The sequence below is a fragment of the Rhodococcus sp. IEGM 1330 genome (genome assembly GCF_033142445.1).
Lineage (GTDB): Bacteria > Actinomycetota > Actinomycetes > Mycobacteriales > Mycobacteriaceae > Rhodococcoides.
In genome coordinates, this window is record NZ_JAWLSB010000001.1 from 430,876 (window position 1) to 453,491 (window position 22,616).

The 22,616-nt window shown below is 65.5% G+C and carries 23 protein-coding genes; 8 read left to right on the forward strand and 15 right to left on the reverse strand.

What is annotated here, in order from left to right; translation table 11 throughout:
• Positions 1–86 precede the first annotated feature (86 nt).
• The 4 genes from R4P57_RS01895 to sdhC are packed head-to-tail and all read right to left on the reverse strand — an operon-like array spanning position 87 to position 3,501.
• The gene (locus R4P57_RS01895) at positions 87–869 is read right to left on the reverse strand and encodes a succinate dehydrogenase iron-sulfur subunit (protein WP_037188150.1); all 783 of its coding nucleotides are present in this window, start codon (positions 867–869) and stop codon (positions 87–89) included.
• A gap of 1 nt (position 870) precedes the next feature.
• Positions 871–2,622: a succinate dehydrogenase flavoprotein subunit gene (gene sdhA, locus R4P57_RS01900; protein WP_317801198.1), complete on the reverse strand. Its 1,752-nt coding sequence runs from the start codon at positions 2,620–2,622 to the stop codon at positions 871–873.
• A 16-nt stretch (positions 2,623–2,638) separates the two neighbouring features.
• Positions 2,639–3,091 carry a succinate dehydrogenase hydrophobic membrane anchor subunit gene (locus R4P57_RS01905; protein WP_317801199.1) on the reverse strand — a complete coding sequence of 151 codons (453 nt, stop codon included), beginning with the start codon at positions 3,089–3,091 and terminating at the stop codon, positions 2,639–2,641.
• Positions 3,091–3,501 carry a succinate dehydrogenase, cytochrome b556 subunit gene (gene sdhC, locus R4P57_RS01910; protein WP_317801200.1) on the reverse strand — a complete coding sequence of 137 codons (411 nt, stop codon included), beginning with the start codon at positions 3,499–3,501 and terminating at the stop codon, positions 3,091–3,093. The genes R4P57_RS01905 and sdhC overlap by 1 nt, the downstream gene beginning before the upstream one ends.
• A 265-nt stretch (positions 3,502–3,766) precedes the next feature.
• Here sdhC and R4P57_RS01915 point away from each other — a divergent pair, with 265 nt between their 5' ends.
• Both R4P57_RS01915 and R4P57_RS01920 read left to right on the forward strand, forming a co-directional pair.
• The gene (locus tag R4P57_RS01915; RefSeq protein ID WP_300523993.1) at positions 3,767–4,180 is read left to right on the forward strand and encodes a cytidine deaminase; all 414 of its coding nucleotides are present in this window, start codon (positions 3,767–3,769) and stop codon (positions 4,178–4,180) included.
• Entirely contained in the window at positions 4,173–5,456 is a 1,284-nt protein-coding gene (locus R4P57_RS01920; protein WP_317801201.1) for a thymidine phosphorylase, read from the forward strand. Before R4P57_RS01915 ends, R4P57_RS01920 begins: the two co-directional genes overlap by 8 nt.
• A 9-nt stretch (positions 5,457–5,465) precedes the next feature.
• Here the strand turns inward: R4P57_RS01920 and R4P57_RS01925 are convergent, their stop codons facing one another.
• Together R4P57_RS01925 and R4P57_RS01930 are read right to left on the reverse strand one after the other, a co-directional pair.
• Positions 5,466–6,833, reverse strand: coding sequence for an aspartate aminotransferase family protein (locus tag R4P57_RS01925; protein WP_317801203.1), 1,368 nt, complete (start codon positions 6,831–6,833; stop codon positions 5,466–5,468).
• Positions 6,830–7,294, reverse strand: coding sequence for an Lrp/AsnC family transcriptional regulator (locus tag R4P57_RS01930; protein WP_032376836.1), 465 nt, complete (start codon positions 7,292–7,294; stop codon positions 6,830–6,832). Before R4P57_RS01930 ends, R4P57_RS01925 begins: the two co-directional genes overlap by 4 nt.
• 142 nt (positions 7,295–7,436) lie before the next feature.
• Here R4P57_RS01930 and R4P57_RS01935 point away from each other — a divergent pair, with 142 nt between their 5' ends.
• Positions 7,437–8,942, forward strand: a complete 1,506-nt coding sequence (locus tag R4P57_RS01935) for a gamma-aminobutyraldehyde dehydrogenase (protein WP_317801205.1) — start codon at positions 7,437–7,439, stop codon at positions 8,940–8,942.
• Positions 8,939–10,360, forward strand: coding sequence for an FAD-dependent oxidoreductase (locus tag R4P57_RS01940; protein ID WP_317801207.1), 1,422 nt, complete (start codon positions 8,939–8,941; stop codon positions 10,358–10,360). Before R4P57_RS01935 ends, R4P57_RS01940 begins: the two co-directional genes overlap by 4 nt.
• 75 nt (positions 10,361–10,435) lie before the next feature.
• Here the strand turns inward: R4P57_RS01940 and R4P57_RS01945 are convergent, their stop codons facing one another.
• Both R4P57_RS01945 and R4P57_RS01950 read right to left on the reverse strand, forming a co-directional pair.
• Entirely contained in the window at positions 10,436–11,290 is an 855-nt protein-coding gene (locus R4P57_RS01945) for a universal stress protein (RefSeq protein ID WP_317801209.1), read from the reverse strand.
• A 20-nt stretch (positions 11,291–11,310) separates the two neighbouring features.
• Positions 11,311–12,813, reverse strand: a complete 1,503-nt coding sequence (locus R4P57_RS01950) for an APC family permease (RefSeq protein WP_317801211.1) — start codon at positions 12,811–12,813, stop codon at positions 11,311–11,313.
• 245 nt (positions 12,814–13,058) lie between these two features.
• Here R4P57_RS01950 and R4P57_RS01955 point away from each other — a divergent pair, with 245 nt between their 5' ends.
• Positions 13,059–14,183, forward strand: coding sequence for an adenosine deaminase (locus R4P57_RS01955; protein ID WP_317801212.1), 1,125 nt, complete (start codon positions 13,059–13,061; stop codon positions 14,181–14,183).
• Positions 14,184–14,204: 21 nt separating this feature from the next.
• Here R4P57_RS01955 and R4P57_RS01960 read toward each other — a convergent pair whose 3' ends face one another.
• The 5 genes from R4P57_RS01960 to R4P57_RS01980 are packed head-to-tail and all read right to left on the reverse strand — an operon-like array spanning position 14,205 to position 17,634.
• Positions 14,205–15,473 carry a primosomal protein gene (locus R4P57_RS01960; RefSeq protein WP_317801213.1) on the reverse strand — a complete coding sequence of 423 codons (1,269 nt, stop codon included), beginning with the start codon at positions 15,471–15,473 and terminating at the stop codon, positions 14,205–14,207.
• A gap of 15 nt (positions 15,474–15,488) precedes the next feature.
• Positions 15,489–15,803: a YbaB/EbfC family nucleoid-associated protein gene (locus R4P57_RS01965; RefSeq protein WP_317801215.1), complete on the reverse strand. Its 315-nt coding sequence runs from the start codon at positions 15,801–15,803 to the stop codon at positions 15,489–15,491.
• On the reverse strand, positions 15,800–16,138 hold the full coding sequence (locus tag R4P57_RS01970; RefSeq protein ID WP_317801217.1) for a hypothetical protein: 339 nt from the start codon (positions 16,136–16,138) through the stop codon (positions 15,800–15,802). The genes R4P57_RS01965 and R4P57_RS01970 overlap by 4 nt, the downstream gene beginning before the upstream one ends.
• An 11-nt stretch (positions 16,139–16,149) precedes the next feature.
• Positions 16,150–17,271, reverse strand: coding sequence for a C40 family peptidase (locus tag R4P57_RS01975; protein WP_317801219.1), 1,122 nt, complete (start codon positions 17,269–17,271; stop codon positions 16,150–16,152).
• Positions 17,272–17,277: 6 nt separating this feature from the next.
• Complete coding sequence (locus R4P57_RS01980; RefSeq protein ID WP_317801222.1) at positions 17,278–17,634, reverse strand: type VII secretion target; 357 nt, start codon at positions 17,632–17,634, stop codon at positions 17,278–17,280.
• A gap of 133 nt (positions 17,635–17,767) precedes the next feature.
• Between R4P57_RS01980 and upp the strand changes: the two genes are divergently transcribed.
• Both upp and R4P57_RS01990 read left to right on the forward strand, forming a co-directional pair.
• Entirely contained in the window at positions 17,768–18,391 is a 624-nt protein-coding gene (gene upp / locus R4P57_RS01985; protein WP_037188128.1) for a uracil phosphoribosyltransferase, read from the forward strand.
• Between the two features lie 74 nt (positions 18,392–18,465).
• Positions 18,466–19,320 (forward strand): DUF2797 domain-containing protein, encoded by an 855-nt coding sequence (locus tag R4P57_RS01990; protein ID WP_317801223.1) that lies wholly within the window; start codon positions 18,466–18,468, stop codon positions 19,318–19,320.
• 18 nt (positions 19,321–19,338) lie between these two features.
• Here the strand turns inward: R4P57_RS01990 and R4P57_RS01995 are convergent, their stop codons facing one another.
• Positions 19,339–20,940 (reverse strand): phospho-sugar mutase, encoded by a 1,602-nt coding sequence (locus R4P57_RS01995; RefSeq protein ID WP_317801225.1) that lies wholly within the window; start codon positions 20,938–20,940, stop codon positions 19,339–19,341.
• On the reverse strand, positions 20,937–21,839 hold the full coding sequence (locus R4P57_RS02000) for a purine-nucleoside phosphorylase (RefSeq protein WP_411742266.1): 903 nt from the start codon (positions 21,837–21,839) through the stop codon (positions 20,937–20,939). Before R4P57_RS02000 ends, R4P57_RS01995 begins: the two co-directional genes overlap by 4 nt.
• Here R4P57_RS02000 and R4P57_RS02005 point away from each other — a divergent pair.
• Entirely contained in the window at positions 21,838–22,542 is a 705-nt protein-coding gene (locus R4P57_RS02005; protein WP_317801229.1) for an enoyl-CoA hydratase-related protein, read from the forward strand. The two genes, R4P57_RS02000 and R4P57_RS02005, sit on opposite strands and share 2 nt — an antisense overlap.
• Positions 22,543–22,616: the final 74 nt, after the last annotated feature.

Genomic DNA, 22,616 nt, shown 5'->3' on the forward strand with positions numbered 1-22,616 from the left:
GGGGCAGGCACACTGATGGAACGAGAAGGCCCCCATGCAGACTGTCTGCATGGGGGCCACTGTGGTTCCCGACCGGGAACGAACGATCAGCGGGCGAAGAGCAACGCGCGCTTGACTTCCTGGATCGCCTTGGTCACCTGGATGCCGCGGGGGCATGCGTCGGTGCAGTTGAAGGTGGTGCGGCAACGCCACACACCCTCGACGTCGTTGAGGATGTCCAGACGCTCGGTTGCACCCTCGTCACGGCTGTCGAAGATGAACCGGTGCGCGTTGACGATGGCGGCCGGACCGAAGTAGCTGCCGTCGCTCCAGAACACGGGGCACGAGGTGGTGCAGCACGCGCACAGGATGCACTTGGTGGTGTCGTCGAACCGGGCGCGGTCCGCTGCGGACTGAATCCGCTCGCGGGTCGGCTCGTTGCCCGTCGTCATCAGGAACGGCTTCACGGCGCGGAACGCGTCGAAGAAGGGTTCCATGTCGACGATGAGGTCTTTCTCCACCGGCAGACCCTTGATGGGCTCGATGGTGATGTTCAGCGTCTTCGACGAGTCCTTGGGGAGCATGTCACGCATGAGCACCTTGCAGGCCAGACGGTTGACACCGTTGATTCGCATCGCGTCGCTGCCGCAGACACCGTGTGCGCACGAACGTCGGAACGTCAGTGTGCCGTCCAGGTAGCCCTTCACGTACAGCAGAAGGTTGAGCAGCCGGTCGGTGGCCAGGGTGGGGACCTGGAAGGTGTCCCAGCGCTGACCGTCGCCGTTCTCGGGGTTGAAGCGCGCGATCTTGAGGTTGACCATCACCGCGCCCTCGGGGACGGGCGGCAGATCGGACTCGTTGGACTTCTTGTCCAGGGTGGGTGCGCTCATATCAGTACTTCCGCTCCATCGGCTCGTAGCGGGTTTGGATTACCGGCTTGTAATCCAAGCGGATCTCGGTGAGCAGACCTTCGCCCTCTTTGTAGGCCATGGTGTGCTTCATGTACTCGGCGTCGTTGCGCTCGGGGTAGTCCTCGCGAGCATGTCCGCCGCGCGATTCCTTCCGGTTGAGTGCACCGACGACCGTGACCTCCGCCATTTCGAGCAGGAAGCCGAGTTCGATGGCCTCGAGCAGGTCGCTGTTGTAGCGCTTGCCCTTGTCCTCGACGGTGATCTTGTTGTACCGCTCCTTGAGGGCGCGAACATCCTTGAGCGCCGTCTCGAGACGTTCCTCCGTACGGAACACCGATGCGTTGTTGTCCATCGACTGCTGCATCTCGGTACGGATGTCGGCTGCGCGCTCGTGGCCGTGATCGGAGAGGATCAGTTCCAGCCAGTCCTGCACCATCTTCGCCGGCTCCTCGGGGAGCGGGGTGAAGTCGACCGAGTTCGCGTATTCGGCCGCCGCGATGCCGGCACGACGTCCGAAGACGTTGATGTCGAGCAACGAGTTGGTGCCGAGACGGTTGGCTCCGTGCACGGAGACGCAGGCGCATTCGCCGGCCGCGTAGAGGCCGGGAACGATGTCCTCGTTGTTGCGCAGAACCTCGCCACGGATCTTGGTGGGGATGCCGCCCATGACGTAGTGGCACGTCGGGTAGACGGGCACCGGCTCCTTGACGGGGTCGACACCGAGGTACGTGCGGGAGAACTCCATGATGTCCGGGAGCTTCTCGTCCAGAACTTCCTCGGGAATGTGCGTGACGTCGATGTAGACGTAGTCCTTGTTCGGGCCGCCGCCGCGTCCTTCGAGCACCTCGAGCACCATCGAGCGCGCGACGATGTCGCGGGGCGCGAGGTCCTTGATGGTCGGTGCGTAGCGCTCCATGAAGCGTTCACCCGACTCGTTCCGCAGGATTCCGCCCTCGCCTCGCACGGCCTCGGAGATGAGGATGCCCAGGCCTGCGAGACCTGTCGGGTGGAACTGGTGGAACTCCATGTCCTCCAAGGGAAGACCCTTGCGGAACACGATGCTCATGCCGTCACCGGTGAGGGTGTGGGCGTTGGACGTGGTCTTGAAGATTCGGCCCGACCCTCCGGTGGCGAAGATGATCGACTTCGCGTGGAAGATGTGCAGCTCACCGGTGGAGAGCTCGTAGGCGATGATGCCGGTCGCGACAGGACCGTCGTCGGTCTCGGTCAGACACAGATCCAATGCGTAGAACTCGTTGTAGAACTCGACGTCGTGCTTGACGCAGTTCTGGTAGAGCGTCTGCAGGATCATGTGGCCGGTGCGGTCGGCTGCGTAGCACGCACGACGCACCGGAGCTTTGCCGTGATCGCGGGTGTGACCACCGAAGCGCCGCTGATCGATCTTGCCCTCGGGTGTCCGGTTGAACGGAAGACCCATCTTCTCGAGGTCGAGAACTGCGTCGATGGCTTCCTTGGCCATGATCTCCACGGCGTCCTGGTCGGCGAGGTAGTCGCCGCCCTTGACGGTGTCGAACGTGTGCCACTCCCAGTTGTCTTCCTCGACATTGGCCAGGGCGGCACACATGCCACCCTGAGCTGCGCCGGTGTGCGAGCGCGTGGGGTAGAGCTTGGTCAGTACGGCTGTACGAGCGCGGGGTCCGGCCTCGATCGCAGCACGCATACCGGCACCGCCTGCGCCGACGATCAGTACGTCGTAACGATGTTCCTGCATGTAAGCGTCAGTGTCCTTAGCTCGCCGTGATGTTGGGATCGAACGTGAAGATGACGTAGGTGCCGACGCCCATGATGAGGATCATCGACAGCACCAGCAGCGTGGTCAGCCAGAATCGCGTCGAGTCCTTGCGGGAGTAGTCCGCGATGATCGTGCGCAGGCCGTTGCCGCCGTGCAGCTGCGCCAGCCACAGCATCGTCAAGTCCCAGAACTGCCAGAACGGGCTGGCCCAACGACCGGCGACGAATGCGAAGTTGATGCGGTGCACACCGTCGTCGAGCATCAGCATGATGAACATGTGGCCCAAGACGAGCACGACGAGTGCCAGACCGGAGAAGCGCATGAACAGCCACGCGTAGAGCTCGAAGTTGCCCTTGCTCTGGCGTCGCGGCGAACGCGGGTTTGCCAGGCTGGCCGGACGGTCGTAGTTCGTGCCGAGGACCTTCGCCTCGGGACCGTGCGTCGACATCAGTGACCACCTGCCGTGAACATGTTGTAGAAGATTCGTCCCGCGCCGGGGATCATGACTACGAGCCAGACGACTGCGATCGCCCACAGCATCGGCTTCTGGTACTGCGGTCCCTTGGACCAGAAATCGATCAGCATCACGCGGATGCCGTTCAACGCGTGGTACAACACTGCTGCGACGAGGCCGATTTCCATCAGGCCGACGAGCGGAGTCTTGTAGGTCTCGATGATGGCGTCGTACGTCTCGGGGTTGACTCGGACCATGGCCGTGTCGAGGACGTGGACGAACAAGAAGAAAAAGACCAAGACGCCTGTGATGCGGTGAAGGACCCAGGACCACATGCCCGGATCCCCGCGGTACAGCGACCGCTTGTGCTCCTTGACCGGAGCGACTTCCGTTGTGCTACTCATCGAGTGCAATGCCTCCAACGTCGTTGGTGGACGCATCGAGCCCCGGTGGCCGGTCTTGCCTGGCTCGATTTGTCGCGATTCGGCCCTAGTGCTGGTTGTACTAGCCGCTTACTCGAAACTGTAAACCCATTCGAAACACGGAACTAATTCGACTCGAGGTTCGTACGGTGCCGAAATCCAGTGTTAGGTTTGCCTTCCCAATTGATGCAGGCACTTTCGGCCGGATCTCTGCATCAATTCAGACACCGTGATTGGATGGTTCACCATGAACGAAATCGACTGGAAGACGTTGCGCGACAATGCTCATGAGGCAATGGGCCGTGCATACGCCCCGTACTCGAACTTTCCGGTCGGCGCCGCAGCTCTGGTGGACGACAATCGGATAGTCACCGGGTGCAATGTGGAGAATGTCTCATACGGTTTGGGGCTCTGCGCGGAGTGCGGGTTGGTGTCGAACTTGCACTCGACCGGCGGCGGCAGACTGGTGGCCTTTTCCTGCTGCGATTCCAGGCGTGAAATTCTGATGCCGTGCGGGCGATGCCGGCAGCTGCTGTACGAGTTCGGCGGCCCGGATCTGCTCGTCGACACCGTCTCGGGACCGGCGCGACTGGCAGAGTTGCTCCCGAACGCTTTCGGCCCCGACAACCTCGAAGAAGGACGCGTGAACAACCATGCCTGACGCCGTATCCATCATCAGCGCCAAGCGCGACGGGCGCGTTCTCGACGACGAGCAGATCGAATGGGTGATCGCGGAGTTCACCCGCGGATCCGTCGCGCCGGAACAGATGTCGGCTCTCGCGATGGCCGTTCTGTGGCGCGGATTGTCGCGTCGCGAGCTCGGTACGTGGACGAACGCGATGATCGCGTCGGGCACACGAATGGACTTCTCGGCGCTGCCGCTGCCGACCGTCGACAAGCACTCGACCGGTGGTGTCGGAGACAAGATCACGCTGCCGCTGGCTCCGCTCGTCGCCGCCTGCGGGGCCGCTGTGCCACAGCTGTCGGGTCGAGGACTGGGACACACCGGCGGGACGCTGGACAAGCTCGAGTCCATCCCCGGGTGGCGAGCGGATCTGAGCGGTGAGGAGATGCATCGCATCCTGGCCGATCCGGCGATCGGTGCTGTCGTGTGCGCTGCCGGTGCCGATCTGGCACCGGCCGACAAGAAGCTCTACGCCCTGCGAGACGTGACGGGAACGGTCGAATCGATCCCGCTGATCGCCAGTTCGATCATGAGCAAGAAGATCGCCGAGGGCACCGGTGCGCTCGTGTTGGACGTCAAGGTCGGCGGCGGCGCGTTCATGAAGAACGTCGACGACGCACGCGAACTCGCGACGGCGATGGTCGAGCTCGGAACCGATGCGGGCGTGCGGACTCTGGCGGTGCTGACGGCGATGGACACCCCGCTCGGGCTCACCGCGGGCAACGCGCTCGAAGTGGAGGAGTCGGTCGAGGTTCTCGCCGGAGGTGGTCCGGCCGACATCGTCGAGCTGACGATCACGCTGGCGCGCACGATGCTCGCCGCGGCCGGAATCGAGGGCATCGATCCGGCCGACAAGCTCGCCGACGGTTCGGCCATGGATCGGTGGCGAACGATGATCGCCGCGCAGGGCGGCGATCCCGATGCCGCGCTACCCGTGGCCCGCGAGAGCCAGGACTTCGCCGCCGCCGCCGACGGTGTCGTGACCGGGTTGGACGCAATGGGTGTCGGACTGGCGGCGTGGCGGCTGGGCGCGGGCCGTGAGCGTCAGGGCGAGCCGGTGCAGAGCGCAGCCGGTGTGCGTCTGCACGCCAAGCCCGGCGATCGGGTACGCGCAGGGGATCGGCTGGCGACGCTGTACACCGACACCCCCGAGCGCTTCGAGTATGCGCAACAGGCACTCGAATCCAGCTGGGAGATAGGGACCACGGCCTCGCAGCCGAGGCCCCTCGTGATCGACCGCATCGGGCAGTGACGAGCCCGGTCAGATCAGGTTGCCCGCCTCCGTCAGCACGCTGCGCAGGATCTGCTCCATCTCGTCGAACTCCTTCTGACCGCAGATCAGCGGCGGAGCCAGCTGCACCACCGGATCGCCGCGGTCGTCGGCGCGGCAGTACAGGCCGGCGTCGAACAGGGCCTTGGACAGGAAGCCGCGAAGGATGCGTTCTGCTTCGGCGTCGCTGAACGTCTCCTTCGTGGTCTTGTCCTTGACCAACTCGATTCCGTAGAAGAATCCCTCGCCGCGCACGTCTCCGACGATCGGCAGGTCGTGCAGTTTCTCGAGCGTCGAACGGAACGCCGGTGCGTTGTCTGCGACGTGCGCGTTGATGCCCTCGCGCTCGAAGATGTCGAGATTGGCCATGGCAACGGCAGCGGAGACGGGGTGGCCGCCGAAGGTGTATCCGTGCGCGAAGCTCGACGTGCCGTCGTCGAACGGCTCGAAGAGCTTGTCGGAGGCGATCATTGCGCCGATGGGTGAGTAGCCCGAGGTCATTCCTTTCGCGCAGGTGATGATGTCCGGTACGTAGCCGAAGTCGCTGCACGCGAACATCGACCCGATCCGGCCGAAAGCGCAGATGACCTCGTCGGAGACGAGCAGAACGTCGTAGCGGTCGCAGATCTCGCGGACACGCTCGAAGTATCCGGGCGGCGGAGGGAAGCAGCCGCCGGCATTCTGAACCGGCTCGAGGAACACCGCGGCAACCGTGTCGGGGCCTTCGAATTCGATGGCCTCGGCTATCCGGTCCGCGGCCCAGATGCCGAACGCCTTCGGGTCGGTGTCCAGGGGAGCGGGGGCGCGGTAGATGTTGGTGTTCGGCACTCGGAACGCACCCGGAGTCAGCGGCTCGAAGGGTTCCTTGAGCGCGGGGATTCCGGTGATGGCCAGCGCGCCCTGCGGGGTGCCGTGGTAGGCGATCGCTCGCGAGATCACCTTGTGCTTACCGGGCTTGCCGACCTTCTTGAAGTACTGCTTGGCGAGCTTCCATGCGCTCTCGACGGCCTCGCCGCCGCCGGTGGTGAAGAAGACGCGATTGAGATCGCCCGGAGCGTAACCGGCGAGCCGCTCGGCGAGTTCGATCGCGGGTTCGGTCACGTACGACCACAGGGGGAAGAACGCCAATTCCTTGGCCTGCTTCGCGGCAGCCTCGGCCAGTTCCTCACGGCCGTGTCCCACCTGCACCACGAACAGCCCCGAGAGACCGTCGATGTAGCTCTTACCGTTCGAGTCCCAGATGGTCGAACCCTCGCCGCGGGTGATGATCGGGGGAGTGACCCCTGCGCCGTGGCGGGTGAAGTGGCCCCACAGATGCTTGGCTGCGGAAGCGTCGAGCTCGGATGTCGTTCGCGTCATCGTGTTCCCCAATTGTATTGCTGCTTGACGAGTTTGAGATAGACCAGCGTTTCGGTGCTGGTGACACCGTCCAGACTGCGGATCTGTTTGTTCAGGATCTGCAGGAGTTGTTCGTCGTCCTCGCACACCACTTCCACGACGACGTCGAACGACCCTGCAGTGAGGACGACGTAGTCGATCGCATCGATCGCCGACAGTTCCTCGGACAGTGCATAACTGTCGCCGGTGCACTTGATGCCGATCATGGCCTGCCGCTTGAATCCGACCTGTACCGGATCGGTCACCGCGACGATCTGCATGACGCCGGAGTCCGTCAGGCGCTGAACTCGTTGACGGACAGCCGCTTCCGAGAGTCCGACGGCCTTGCCGATGGCAGCGTACGAGCGACGCCCGTCCTCCTGGAGTTGCTCGATGATCGCCTTGGAGACGTCGTCGAGTGCGATGGGCGGTTGCTCGGGCATGGGTCGATCTTGTCATTGTCGCGGCCGTGAACACAACCCGTCGACGATGAAAAGCGTGTCGATTATGGATTCAGACGACAGAATCAGTTGTCGAAAGGTTGGAAACAGAGAGAATCAGTGGATCCGACGGTACTCTGCAGGCATGGCGAAGATTCCTGGTTGTTGGATCGATGGACACTCGGTGGACGGTAGCGGTGAGCGGTATGCGGTCGACGATCCCGCGACCGGAGCTGTCGTCGCCGACATAGGTCTGGCCACCGCAGCAGACGTCGATTCGGCTCTCGCACATGCCCGATCGGCATTTCCGGCATGGTCCACCGCCACGCCTGCGCACCGCAGCGCTGTGTTGATGGAACTGGCGCGTCTGGTTGCGGCCGACGCGGAGAACTTCGTGTCCGAGGAAGTGGCGCAGACCGGCAAATCGACAAGGCTGGCAACGGAATTCGACGTTCCGGGCAGCATCGACAACATCGAGTTCTTCGCCGGAGCGGCGCGGCACCTGGACGGTAAGGCTGCTGCGGAGTACTCGGGTGAGCACACCTCCGCCATCCGCCGTGACGCCGTCGGAGTGGTCGGGTCGATCACGCCGTGGAACTATCCGCTGCAGATGGCGGTGTGGAAAGCGATGCCGGCGTTGGCGGCCGGGTGCTCCATCGTGCTCAAGCCCAGTGAACTCACCCCGCTGACCACCTTGCGGCTGGCACGCTTGGCCACCGAAGCTGGCGTGCCGGACGGGGTGTTCAACGTCGTCACCGGAACGGGTCTCGACGCCGGAGTCGCGCTGTCCTCCCACGCGGGCGTGGACCTGATGACGTTCACCGGCTCCACTCCCGTCGGCAGGCGCGTCATGGCGCAGGCCGCTGCGCACGGCACGCGGGTGCAGCTCGAGCTCGGCGGCAAGGCACCGCTGGTGGTGTTCGACGACGCAGATCTCGACGCAGCCATCCACGGAGCCGTCGCGGGATCCTTGATCAACGGCGGCCAGGACTGCACGGCAGCCACGCGCGCCATCGTCGCCGACTCCCTGTACGAGGACTTCGTCGCCGGAGTCGCCGAGTTGATGGGTCGCGTCGTCGTGGGAGACCCGACGGATCCGGCAACCGACATGGGATCGTTGATCTCCCTTGCGCACCGAGATCGTGTGGCTGCGATGGTGGATCGAGCCCGCGACGCGGGGGCCAGGGTGGTAACCGGAGGTCGAACCCCACCGGGTCCAGGTGCCTTCTATCCGCCGACCTTGATCGCCGATGTCGGCGAGCAGGACGAGATCTATCGCGACGAGGTGTTCGGCCCGGTGCTCACGGTGTCCAAGCATCACGGTGACGACGATGCGATCCGGCGCGCCAACGACACCGAGTTCGGACTCGCCGCCTCCGCGTGGACCCGGGACGTGTACCGCGTAGGACGAGCGACGCGCGAGATCGCCGCCGGCTGTGTGTGGATCAACGATCACATTCCGATCATCAGCGAGATGCCACACGGAGGATTCGGAGCCTCTGGCTTCGGCAAGGACATGTCGAGCTACTCGCTCGACGAGTACCTCACCGTCAAACACGTCATGACCGACATCACGGGGGTGGCCCGAAAGGCTTGGCATCGAACGGTGTTCGCGTCGGCCGATCCCGAAGCGCAGGAGGACGCCCGATGAGCGCATCATGGGCAACCGCACCCACCGACCGCGGCGTGGCGATGGTGGCGGGCGCGGCACCGGAGTCCTACTGGCTCGATCGTCCCGAACGCCCGGCACCGCGGGCACGGCACACCGGTTCGGCGGCAGCGGACCTGGTGATAGTCGGCGGCGGATTCACCGGATTGTGGGCGGCTCTGCAGGCGGCAGAGGAGAACCCGAACAGATCGATCGTGTTGCTCGAAGGCGACCGCATCGCGGAAGGGGCAACCGGTCGTAACGGCGGCTTCTGTGCGGCCAGTCTGACGCACGGACTGGGCAACGGTCTCGACCGCTACGCCGACGAACTACCGGAATTGCTGCGCATGGGCACCGAGACGCTCGACGCGATCTGCGCAACTGCGGACAAGTACGGGATCGACTCCGACATCGAACGCACCGGCGAGCTCGACATCGCCAACTTCGACTGGCAGGTGGACGACCTGCGCGAGCTCGGCGACGAGGGCGCGCGCCTGTCGCAGCCGATGGAGTACCTCGACGCCGCTGCAATGCAGTCCAGGATCACCTCACCGATGGCGCGCGGTGCACTGTTCGACCCCGACGTCGCGATGATCGACCCCGCCAAACTCGCCTGGGGCCTGGCCGACGCAGCCGAGTCGCTCGGCGTTCGCATTCACGAGAACACTCGGGCTTTGTCGATCAGTAAGTCCGGCAACGGTATTCGAGTGAAGACGGGCTACGGCACCATCGAGGCCGCCAAGGTTCTGCTGGCCACCTCGGCATCGAAGTCGTTGCGCCGTAAGCTCCGTCACTGGATCGTCCCGGTGTGGGACTACGTGATCATGACCGAACCACTGACGTCGACGCAGCTCGCCGACATCGGCTGGTCCGGCCGCGAAGGATTGGCCGACTCCGGCAACAGATTCCACTACTTCCGGTTGACGGCGGACGATCGCATCCTGTTCGGCGGGTGGGACGCGCACTATTTCTACGGTAGCGACACCGACCCACGCCGAACCCAACATCCCGAAGAGTTCGCATTGCTCGCCGAACACCTCCTGCAGATGTTCCCCGGCCTCGAGGGAATCCGTGCCACCCACGCCTGGGGCGGATCGATCGACACGTGCTCGCGGTTCAGCGCCTTCTGGGATCTCGGAATGAACGGACGGGTGGCCGCGGTGGCCGGGTTCACCGGCCTCGGCGTCGGCGCGTCGCACTTCGGGGCCCGCACCGCCCTCGATCTACTGGACGGCAAGGACACCGAACGAACACGGCTGAAGATGGTGCGCAGCATGCCGCTGCCGTTCCCGCCCGAGCCCCTCAAGTCGATCGGAATCAACATCACCCGCGCGGCATTCGCCCGAGCCGACCGCAACGGCGGAAAGCGAGGCCTGTGGCTCAAGGGCATGGACGCCCTCGGTCTCGGCTTCGACAGCTGAGTGAGCGGCTTCGCCGCACGTGCACGGAACTTCGACCTCTGCTACGAACTTCCACTCACATGCGGCGAAGCCGCTCTACTCGTGCGGAACCACGACCACCGGCACCGGCGCAGCCCGCAGAATCTTGGCCGCACTCGATCCGAGGAACACCCGCTTGGGAGTCGCCAGTCGACTCGAGCCGAGGAACAGCACATCGCCCGGCTTCCAGTCGAGGTTGCCCATCGCCTCGTCCAGCGTCGACCCATCGGCGACGACCGACTGCAGGCCGTCGATATCGGGGAGCGTGCGCACCGCGCGGTCGAGATTGTCCTGCGCGGCAGCCACCTGTCGTCGACGGGTGTCCAGTGAAGTCTCGTCGCTCGGGGCCCCGGTCGGCTCGAGCGAGACCAGCGACACCAATCGCACCGGCACGTGCGCTGCGCTGGCAAGGGTGAAGGCGAAGGGCAGCGGATTCGGAGCAGAGGCCCGAGTGGGGACGGCGACGGTCAGGTCGGTGATCGGTGCGTTCGAGAGCCGGTAGCCCCGAGGGGCAAGTGCCAGCGGTACCTCCGACGCATGCAGCAATTGACCGGCGACCGACCCGATCGAGTGCCGGTTCAGCAGGCCGTCACCGGCACCGCCGACGACGATCATGTCGGCATCGGTCTGTACCGCGAAGTCGATCAGGGCGCGGGCGAACGACTCGTGGCTGAGCACGTGCGTGGTCACCTCGATGCCCGACGGCACCTGGGCGGCCGCGTCGTCCACCCAGCCCCGCGCCTTGGCCTCGAGAACTTTTCGGTATGGTCCGCTGCCTTCCATCACAGGTTCGTCGACGGCCATGACCAGCACGATGTCGATGGACGCGTCGAGGGCGCGGGCGAGGGCGGTGGCCAGGGCTACGCCGTCGTCGCCGCTGGGAGTGGCGAGGTAGCCGACGGTGATCTTCATGAGCGCGGTGTCCTTCTCTTCTAGTAAGTGTCGGGAACCTTGACGTCGGTCGACGCGGTGAGTGTCTTGCCCTGGAAGAAGTCCTTGTTGCCGACGAAGCACAGCAGCATGAGCGGGATGCCGAGTACCAGCATGCCGACACCGAGAACGAACACTCCGCCGACAGGACCGTAGACGGTGTAACCGTAGTCGGGCTTGATCATGTCGACCGCGCTCTGAACGAACGCCCACGTCATGGACAGTCCGCCGAGAAGCGGAAAGATGCCGCGCATGAACAGGTTTCGGGCGGACGAGAACAAAGTCCGACGGAAGTACCACGTGCACGCGTACGCGGTGATGCCGTAGTAGAACGCGACCGCGAGTCCGAGCGATGCCACCGAATCCTGAAGTGCGTTGGCGCTGACGAAGGTGAGCACCAGATAGAACAGCAGGGCCGCGGCACCCATCACGAGCGTGCCGAAGCCGGGCGTCATGTACTTGGGGTGCACGCTGGCGAACCGCTTGGGGATGGCCTCGTACACGGCCATCGACAGTGTTCCGCGGGCCGTGGGCAGGATGGTCGTCTGAGTCGAGGACAGTGCCGAGATGGAGACAGTCAACAGGAGCAGCGACGCGACGATCGAACCGGCGACCGGATCGCCGAGAATGGTCAGCACATCGTCGACGTTGTCCGGGTTGTTCAAGCCGATGCCGGTGTCGCCGAACCCGGCGAACGACTGCACGGCGTATCCGACGAGCACGTAGGTCGCCACGAGGATCAGCGTCGTGATCACTGCGGCGCGTCCCGGCGTCTTCTCCGAGTCCTTGGTTTCCTCGCCGACGGCCAGGCAGGCATCCCATCCCCAGTAGATGAAGATGCAGAGGATGATGGCCTGGGCCGCGTCGGACATCGTCACTCCGGTAGGCACCAACCAGCTCCACTGGGGCGTGACGGCCTGCGGTCCTGCGGTCCCGGTACCCACCTTGACCAGTGCCGTCACCGACACTCCGATGAGTACGCCGAACTGCACGACCAGCAACACGTTCTGCATGCGTTCGCTGATGAGGATGCCGCGAAAACTGACGTAGGTCATCGAGACGATGAAGAACGAACCGAGGGCGACCTTGGCCGCAGTCGACTCCGCCAACCCCGACAGGCCGAGGAACTCGAACAGGTAGATGGCAGCGATCTCGGCGACGTTGGCCAGCACGATGATCGCCGAGACGGCCAGCCCCCATCCCGCCATCCAGCCGACCCACGGGCCGAACGCCTTGGTACCCCAGGTGAACGACGTTCCGCAGTCCGGCGTGTCGCGTCCCAATTCTCGGTAGGCGAAGGCAGTGAGCAGCATCGGGACGAAGGCAAGGAGGAACATCGACGGTGCTTTGTCGCCGACGGCCAGAACGACGTAGCCGAGGGTGGCGGCCAGACTGTACGCCGGGGCCACCGCCGACAGTCCGATGACGATGTTGCCGACCAACCCGAGAGCGCCGGTGTTGAGTCCCTTACCCGGAATGGTGTTCGGCGGTTCCGCAATCGACATAGGTCTCTCCGAGGTTCGAGTCGACCGAGGACGTCGGAAGGAGACCCGACAGAATCGGTCGCGTGTGTTGGATGAACACTACGATTTCCGTCGCCGATTCGCTGTGTATCGACGGAATTGTTTTCATCGGAGTAACAATGCAACGAAATGGGTCGCAGAAGTGGCGGGGTTCGCCGGAATCCGCGGACTCGCCGATGGGCTCCGGCGGACGCGCGTGCGTGCGAGCCGCACGCTACCGTCGTCACATGAGCACCGCGGAAAACACTCAGTCTTCTATCGGTGGCAGTGCGCCACTCGATCTCGCGTCGATCAGGACAGCTCCCAAGGCGTTGCTGCACGATCACCTCGATGGCGGACTCCGCCCGCAGACCGTGTTGGAGCTGGCGGACGAATGCGGCTACGGCGATCTTCCCGCCACCGACGGTGCAGCGTTGGGCGAGTGGTTCCGCGACGCCGCGGACAGCGGCTCGCTCGTCCGGTATCTCGAAACGTTCGCGCACACCGTCGCCGTGATGCAGACCCCCGAAGGGCTGTTCCGAGTGGCGCGCGAATGCGCCGAGGATCTGGCCGACGACGGCGTCGTGTACGCCGAGGTGCGCTTCGCACCGGAACAGCACCTCGAGCGCGGGCTGAGCCTCGACGAGGTCGTCACCCATACGCTCGCCGGCTTCGAAGCCGGGATTTCCGCGGCCAAGGTGCGCGGCAAGAACATCACGATCGGCACCTTGCTCACTGCGATGCGGCATGCGGCGCGTTCGCGGGAGATCGCCGAGCTGACGGTCCGGTTCCGTGACCGCGGCGTCGTGGGCTTCGACATCGCCGGTGCCGAAGCCGGCTTCCCTCCCAGTCGCCACCTCGACGCCTTCGAGTACATGCGAGCGAGCAACGCGCACTTCACCATTCACGCGGGAGAGGCGTTCGGTCTGCCGTCGATCCAGGAAGCCGTGGCGTTCTGCGGCACCGACAGGCTCGGTCACGGGGTTCGGATCACCGACGACATCACCACCGACGCCGACGGCACACACGAGCTCGGTCTGCTCGCCGCCTACGTCCGCGACACGAGGATGCCCCTCGAACTGTGCCCGAGCTCCAACGTCCAGACCGGAGCCGCCGAATCGTTGGCGACGCACCCGTTCGATCTGCTTGCCCGACTGCGATTCCGCGTCACCGTCAACACCGACAACCGGTTGATGAGCGATACCTCGATGAGTCGCGAGATGGCCAAGCTCGTCGAGACCTTCGGCTACGGCTGGAGCGATCTCGAGCGATTCACCATCAACGCGATGAAGTCTGCGTTCCTGCCGTTCGACGAGCGGCTGGCGCTCATCGACGACGTCATCAAGCCCGGTTATGCAGTTCTGATCGGCTGATCGAGTAGACCCGGCGGGCGGCTACTTCTTGCGCAGTCGGCTCTCGAACTCACGCTCGAGGGCGCGCCATGCTTCGGCCTCGACGTCGAACGGTGCGTTCGGAGCGAGCCGATCGGGACTGGGCTCGAGGGCGTACGAGACGTACCAACCCAGTGGGGTGGACGTGGCGAGAGCGTCGTCGACGGAACCGTCGCCGGCGAAATCGGCTGCGTCGGTGAACAATTCGACGGCCAGATCCAATTGGTCGACGTCGACTGCGGTGGGCCCGTCGGCGAGGTCGTCGGCAAGGCCGGGCAGCACGTAGACGTTGTCGTCGGTGATCGCGATGTCGAGGGAGCCGTCGATGGCGGCGGTCTGAACATCGGAGTAGGTGCTGACCTGTGCCAGATCGTGATCGTGATCGTCGGCCAGATACCGGGCCAGCGAACGCTCGGAACCGAAGACGCTGATGGCACCGCCGCGACCGAGGAACACCGGCTTGTCGCCGAGGTAGCACCGCAGGGTGTAGAGCGTGTCGTCCGAGGTGATGATGCGAATAGGGTCGATGCCGACAGTGGTCCAGAACGTTTCTTCGGCGGCGGCTGCGGCGATCGGATCGCGGTCCACCTCGGCAGAGTCGTCGTCTTCGTCTTCGTCGTCAGAATCGGAGTCGATGTCGTCGGTGACGTCATCGGCGTCGACGGCGTTCTCTGCCGCTGCGGTGATCTCGGCTTCGGCGACGGCAACGGCAGCGGAGTCGACATCGGGGGAGGTGACGATGGAGTCGACTGCGTCGAGCACGTCGTCCCAGTGTTTGGCCACAGCTGCAGCGATGCGGTCCCACAGTTCGCCACCCTCGCGACCGAGGAAGTTCTCGACGCCTCCGCTGACGGCACCGACGAAAGGGTTGGAGCTGAAAAAGCTTGTGACGGGTCGCAATTCGCAGACATCGCCGATGGAGGAGACGATGTCGAAGGTGGCCTGCAGTTCGGCGAGAACGTCGGCTTCGGGGTCGGAGGCCACCAACTCCGGCACTGCCACCAGATCGAAGCGGTGCAGATCGTCGGGCTCGAGTTCGTGTGCGGCGAGTGCGGAGACCACCTTCCACGACGGATGGTCGACGAGATCGTTGTCGTCGTCGGATCTGACGAATGCCGCGAGCTCTGCGACGGTCGAGAATCCGTACAGGTCTTCCTCGTGTCCGAGGAATGCCTCCCACTCGTCGTCGCCTTCTCGCCACTCCGGTGCCCACAGTGTCGAGAAGTCACCGGCGGTGAGACCGAGTTCGATCGGGATGATGTCTCCAGCCATGGCGCGAAGCCTATCTCAGGAGTCTGTGAACGAACCCTGCAGACTTTGCAGGATCGCCTCGCGCTGGTCGAGCGCCGCAAGCGCAGCGTCGGCAGTCACTGCGGTGATCGTCGACGCGAGTGCGTGGGCGGCAACCGATCCGAGGTTCTCGGCGAGCTCGAGCTCGACCAGGGCGCCGGATCCATCGGCGACGACAGTCACCAGATTGTCCGGCGAGGTGAGTCGAATTCTGATGCGGTCCAGTCGCTCGTGCGTTTCGCGGAGTGCATCCAGCCGGTGCTGAGCGCTGCCGACCAGAGCGTCGAGTTCGGTGGTGTGGGCGTGGGTCATACCTGCTTCAACCAACTCGTGGGTGCGGAGTCCTCTGCAAGATCGGCGTTCGCTTCGGCCGCGACTCGGGCACGGGTCGGCAAACCGAGACGATCGAGAACCTCGGTGGGAAATCCGTCCGCTTCGAGGAGGGTGCGGCGCTGGGCTCGTGCGGCCGCACTCGCCCGTACGCAGTGCTCGAGAATCGTCGACGCCAATGCGCCTCCGCCGTACCGCAGTTCGCGCTCGTCGATGACGATCCCGATGGGCAGTCCGTGTTCGGTGGCGCGCACCGTCACCGATCCCGATCGAGTTCCCGATACCGCGCTGACGACGGGGATGTCCGAGTTCGTCATTGGCTGGCCCCTCATTCGGTCGGACGGTAGAAGCCCTTGAAGCCCATACCGCTGTTGGTCGTTCTGATCGGTCCCACCTGTACTGGGTCGCCTGCCTCGACGAGCTGGCCGTTGCCGATGACCATGGCCACGTGTCCGTCCCAGACTGCGAGGTCACCGGGCATCACCTCACCCGGTGCCACGGCGGAGCCGATGTCCTGTTCCTGTGCCAGACGCGGGATCTCGACGCCCTGCTGTGCGTACGCCCACTGGGTCAATCCGCTGCAGTCGAGCCCGCTGCCCGGCGTGGTGCCGCCCCATACGTAGGGCACACCCTGTTGGGTCAGTGCGCTGCGGACGGCACCCGCGGCTTCGGCGTTGGGTGCGGTGACGGTACTGCCGTCGGGCAGTCGTATCTCGACTCCCCGGCCGGTGCTGTCGGCGGTTCGGGAGGGATCGGTGCTCGGATTGCCCAGGTAGTTCTGGGCACCGCCGCTACTGGGCGACTCGGCCCCAGCGGCGGGTGAGACGGACTGCGCGAACGTCTTTGCCAGCTTCTCGCCTGCCTCGATCACCTGCGATGTCGCAGGCGAGGTCATGAGGTTGGAGGACGAGCCGGGGGTCGGTGTCGGTCCGCCGCCCACGGGGGCGGGAACTGTCGGCGGAGCGGCCAGTTCACCGACTTCGGCGGTGTGGACGGCCAATTCGCCCCGAACGCGCGCCACCACCACGAGAGCTCGTTCGAGGTGTTCGATGGCCGCCGTGATCAGCATGGTCTGCCCCGGCGGGGTGGCGATGATCGGCCCGGCGGACAGTGCGATTCCTACGAACGATTGGACGATCGCCTGCAGTTCGAGGAAGCCTTGATTGGTGTCGCGGCAGGCCTGATCGACGACGGCAGCGATGTCGTCGGCGTGGTCGGCTAGTGCGATTGCGCTCGTATGAGCGTTCTCGGCGTAGCGAATGGCCGCGTCGGCGGCCTCACCGTTCCAGTTCGCAGCGAGCTCGGTGACCGCGACCCTACCGATTCCCTGAGCCGCCTCGATCGCTGCCGAGGACACACGCAGCATGTCGGCAGGACCCCCGGTGGGCAGCGCCCCGTTGCCGAAGGCCCCGAGCAGATCGACGATGGGACGGGCCAACAGATCGATCATCGGCACTTACCGCGCGTCCTGCGCGATACCGGCGGCCGAGGCCGCGGTGGTATCAGCGGCCGAGGCCGCAACGGTTGCGCCGGTGCCGGCATCGGTGAGGGCGTACGACACTGCGGATGCGGTGGCCGCGGAACCGATGCTCGCCACCGTGCCCGCCAGGCGCACCACGGCATCTGTGTGCGCCAGATGCGTGCCGGTGACTGCACCGAGAAATTCCTGTCCGATCAGGCCGAACACCGGAGCCAGCACAGCGGGGCCGCACGCGGCGGCAGCAGCACCTGCCGCGGCGATCTGCTCGGCCATGGTCGACGCCACCGCACCGTATGCGAGGACCCCCTCGGTTTCGACGACTAGCTCGGCCATCAGTGCCCCCTGAGAATGCAATCGATTCACCGTCGCCTGGTGCGACGCCCAACTGGTTCGACGCGGGTACGTGCCATTCGGTTCCCCCGAGTTGCCGTTCGCGTCCTGCCGCCCACGTCCTATCCTTGTCGGCATGGAAACACACGTGGTCGATCACCCACTGGCCGCAGCCCTGCTCACCACGATGCGGGACGAGCGCAGCGACAACGCCACGTTCCGGTCGGCTCTGCGCCAGCTCACCCACATGCTGGTCTACGAGGCCACCCGCGATGCTGCGATCGACACCTTCGAGGTGCGGACACCCGTCGCGGTCACCGAGGGCACCAGGCTTGCGCGACCGCCGTTGCTGGTTCCGGTTCTGCGCGCAGGTCTCGGCATGGTCGAGAAGGCCAGCAGCCTCATCCCGCAGTCCCGCGTCGGTTTCGTCGGGATGGCCCGAGACGAGGAGACCCATCAGCCCGTGCCGTACATGGAGTCCCTGCCCGACGACCTTTCGCAGACGCCCGTCTACGTACTGGACCCGATGCTCGCCACCGGCGGATCCATGGTCCACACGATCGAACTTCTCGTCGGCCGCGGTGCGGCGGACGTGACCGCCATCTGCGTCGTTGCTGCTCCCGAAGGAGTTGCCGCGCTCGAAGCCTCGGGTCTGCCGGTGCGACTGGTGGCCGCGAGCATCGACGACGGCCTCAACGACAACGCCTTCATCGTTCCCGGCCTCGGTGACGCGGGCGATCGTCAGTTCGGCCCGCGCTGACGAGCAGTACCGCGGCGAGGTTGGTCCTCGGCGTCTCCTGGCCCTCGGCGGCGTCACCTGCACCGAGCCCGAGATTGCGGCTGCTCGACGTCGACACCGAGCAGATCGAGTTCCGCGAACTGGTCGGCTGCATGCTCGGTTTCCGTGCGTCGGGTGCGTCGACCGATCGGTACTGCACCGGACGCATGGCATTTCGGGCGGACGGCCCGCCGCGCTACGTGCCGTGCCCCGGCCGGGAGCGGGCCGTCGCGTCGGGGCAGTGCGCAACGTGCGCGGACAAGGACAGCTTTCGATTCGTGCACACCGTGCATCGCAGCGGATTCGTTTCGCGGGATCTGGAAAAGCACGTCATGCAACCGCATTGGCTCTATCTGGCGGCGTTCGCCAACGGCACCTTCAAGATCGGGACGGCGGCGGACACGCGTAAATGGGGCCGGCTCGCCGAGCAGGGTGCCATCTGTGCGCGGTACGTCGCCCACGCCGACGACGGAAAAGCCGTCCGGGTGGCCGAGGACCTCGTGACCGAATCGATGGGGCTACGGCAGGCGGTGAGGTCCGCGGCGAAAGCCGCCTCGCTGTGTCTGCCGATCGACGTGGACAGGCTCGAGGCTGCCACCGCTGCCCGGGCCGAGCAGGTCCGCGAGATGCTGACCGAGGCAGGCATCGCCGGATGCACCCCGATCGACGAACGCTGGGCCCCGCCCGCGGGCCGAGAAGCGTTGAGCGAGAGCGTCAGCCGCGTCGCCTACCCCGCAGATGTCGCAACCGGATCCCACGGACTCGAGATCAGGACATGCGTCGGGCAGGCAGTGATCGCGACCGTCGACGACGAGACCTACGTCGTGGATCTGGCGGCACTGAAGGGTCGGCGAATCGAACTCGGGGCCTTCACATCCGATCTGCCCGCGGTGCAGTCGGCGCTGTTCTGAGGTTCGGGTCGTCGACGATCAGAGGTGCTGGGCGAAGTCGGTCAGTTCGGCGAGGATCTCGGCTGCTGCCGTCCGCGCTCTCGGCAGGTCCTCGGGGCCGTCGACCTGCTCGATCACTTCGAGGTAGGCCTTGAGTTTGGGCTCGGTACCGGACGGCCGCACGATCACCCGCAGCCCCGATCCGCTGATCTCGACTGCGTCGGTGCGTAATTCGTCGTCGCGCTGGGCGTAGTCCAGCACTGTGACAGCGCGACCGGCCAGTTCCGTCGGCGGTGAGCTGCGCAACCGGTGCATCATGTTCCCGATCTCGGCGAGGTCCTGAACCCGCCGCGAGACCTGCGCACCCAGATGTACGCCGAACTCGACCGCGAGGTCGGCGAGCACGTCGAGCAGGGTGCGCCGATCCTGCTTCAGGCCTGCGGCCAGATCTGCGAGCACCACCGCGGCCGAGATACCGTCCTTGTCGCGCACCACGTTCGGATCCACGCAGTGCCCGATGGCCTCCTCGTAGGCGTACACGAGGCCCTCGCCCGCGCGGACGAGCCATTTGAAGCCGGTCAGGGTGCGGGCATAGCGGGCGCCGCGCGCCGGAGCGAGCGCCGAGAGCAGTTGCGACGAGACGATCGTGCTGGCCACCAGCGAGTCGGCGGGCGCATCGGCGAGGAGATGGTTCGCGAGCAGGGCCCCGGTCTCGTCGCCGGTCAGCATGCGCCACCCACTGTCCGTGGGCACCCCGACCGCACAGCGATCGGCATCGGGGTCGAGGGCAATCGCGATATCGGCGTCGATCTCGGCCGCCAGTGCGAGCACCGCGTCGGCAGCGCCCGGCTCCTCGGGGTTGGGAAACGCGACGGTCGGGAACGCGGGATCGGGCTCGAACTGCTCCTCGACCACCCGAATATCGCGGAACCCCGCACCACGCAGTGCTGCCGTCGCGAGCTCACCGCCGACGCCGTGCAGGGGAGTCAGCGCGATGCGGATGTCTCGACGCGTCGACCGTGGCAGTGCAACAACGGAATCGAGATATCGAGCAGCGATGTCGGAGCCGCCGGGCTGGACGATCGCACGCGGAACCTCGATCGCGTCGGGAGTGGCCTCGATGAGCGCTTCGATCTGGGCGTCGCTCGGCGGGATCAGTTGCGATCCGCCCCGCAGATACACCTTGTACCCGTTGTCCGCGGCAGGATTGTGCGACGCGGTGATCTGAACGCCGAGCTCGGCATCCAGTGCCCGCACCGCAAAGGCGACGACGGGGGTCGGGAGCGGCCGAGGCAGCATCACCACCGAAAAGCCCTGGGCGGAGAAGGTTTCGGCGGCCGCGAATGCGAACTGTTCGGAGCCGTTCCTGGCGTCGCGACCGACCACGACCGTGGACCCACCCAGACCGTTCTCGATCAACCACGCCGCGATGCCGGCCGAGGTTTTCGTCACCACCGCCACGTTCATCCCGTTCGGTCCCGCGCGCACCGGGCCACGAAGACCCGCGGTACCGAACGTCAAGGGACCGCTGAACCTGTCGGCGAGGTCGGCATCGGGCAGGCCGTCGAGTTCCTCGCGAGCAGCGGGGTCGGGATCGCCTGCGATCCATCGTTGCACCAGCTCGGTGAGCTCCTCGGTCACAGGCGGGAGACCAACTCGTGCAGCAGCGATCCCATGCGTGCAGCGGATTCCTTACCGGCAGCGAGTACTTCGGTGTGGTTCAGGTGCTCCCCGGTCATTCCGGCAGCAAGATTGGTCACCAGTGAGATACCCAGGACGCGTGCGCCTTTCGCCCGCGCGGCGATCGTCTCGTGCACCGTCGACATACCCACGAGGTCTGCACCGAGCGTGCGCAGCATCCTGATCTCCGCGGGCGTCTCGTAATGGGGGCCGGGCAGGCCTGCATAGACGCCGTCCTCGAGCGACGGATCGATCTCGCCCGCAAGGGCCCGAAGTTCGGGGGAGTACGCGTCGACCAGATCGACGAACTCCGCCCCGACGAGGGGCGAGCGAGCGGTGAGGTTGAGGTGGTCGGAGATCAGAACGGGCTGCCCGACACTCATGCCCTCACGGATTCCGCCTGCGGCGTTGGTCAGCACGACGGTCGTGGCACCTGCCGCAATCGCGGTCCGCACCGGATGCACGACGCGTCGCAGGTCGTGCCCCTCGTAGGCATGCGTGCGTCCCTGCAGCAGCAGGGTGTGGGTGCCGCCGACGTCCACCGAGGTGATGGTGCCGGAGTGGCCCGACGCCGATGGTGGCGCGAAGCCGGGCAGGTCGGCCATGCGCACGGTTGCGGTGGGGGAGCCGAAGACGTCGGCTGCTGCCTGCCATCCGGAGCCGAGGACGATGGCCACGGTGTGGGTATCGACTCCGGTCGCTGCGGCGAGTGCGTCGGCGGCGGTGCGCGCGGCACCCTCGGGATCGGTCACGGGGTCGGTCGCATGTGCGTCGGTGGTTGCCACGATGAACAACAGTAGGAGATCGACGCCACGGATGTGCGACCGATGGAAGTTACCGTTGGGTAGTATCCGCTGCATGCCTTATCTCGAACGCGACGGCGACGTCCACATCCTCTTCCTCGGTGCCGAGAACGGCTCGGACAATCCGGAGAACCGACTGCATCCGGACTGGATCGACGCCGTACATGCGCTGCTCGACGAGGTCGAGGCCTCGACCGGCCCGGCGGCGCTGGTCACCACCTCGGCAGGCAAGTTCTACAGCAACGGTCTCGACACCGATTGGCTGTTCGCCAACCTGGACAAGATCACCTGGTACCTCGACCGCGTGCACACCCTCTACACCCGGTTGCTCGCCTTCCCGATGGCCACCGTCGCGGCTGTGCAGGGCCACGCGTTCGGCGCGGGCGCGATGTTCGCCACCTCCCACGACTTCCGCATCCAACGCGTGGATCGCGGCTTCTACTGCTTGCCCGAGGTGAACCTGAACATGCCGTTCACCGTCGGAATGTCTGCCCTGATCAACTCCCGGCTTCCCAAGCAGACCGCTGTCGAGGCGATGACGACCGGTCGCCGCTACGGCGGTGCCGACGCCGTGGCCGCCGGAATCGTCGAGGCGACGGCATCGGAGGAATCGCTCGTGTCCGACGCGGTCGCGAAGGCGGCGGCGCTGACGAGCACCCGAGGTGCGAACCTGGCCGGGATCAAGAGTCGCATGCACGTGGATCTGCTCGCCGCGCTGAACACCGCGACCGACGACAGCAACTTCAGCTTCGGGAAGTAGCAGGACCGTCTTCACTCCCGACTCGGCACAGCTGTTCCGACACTCGGTCGCGCTAGTGACACACTGTCTCTCGT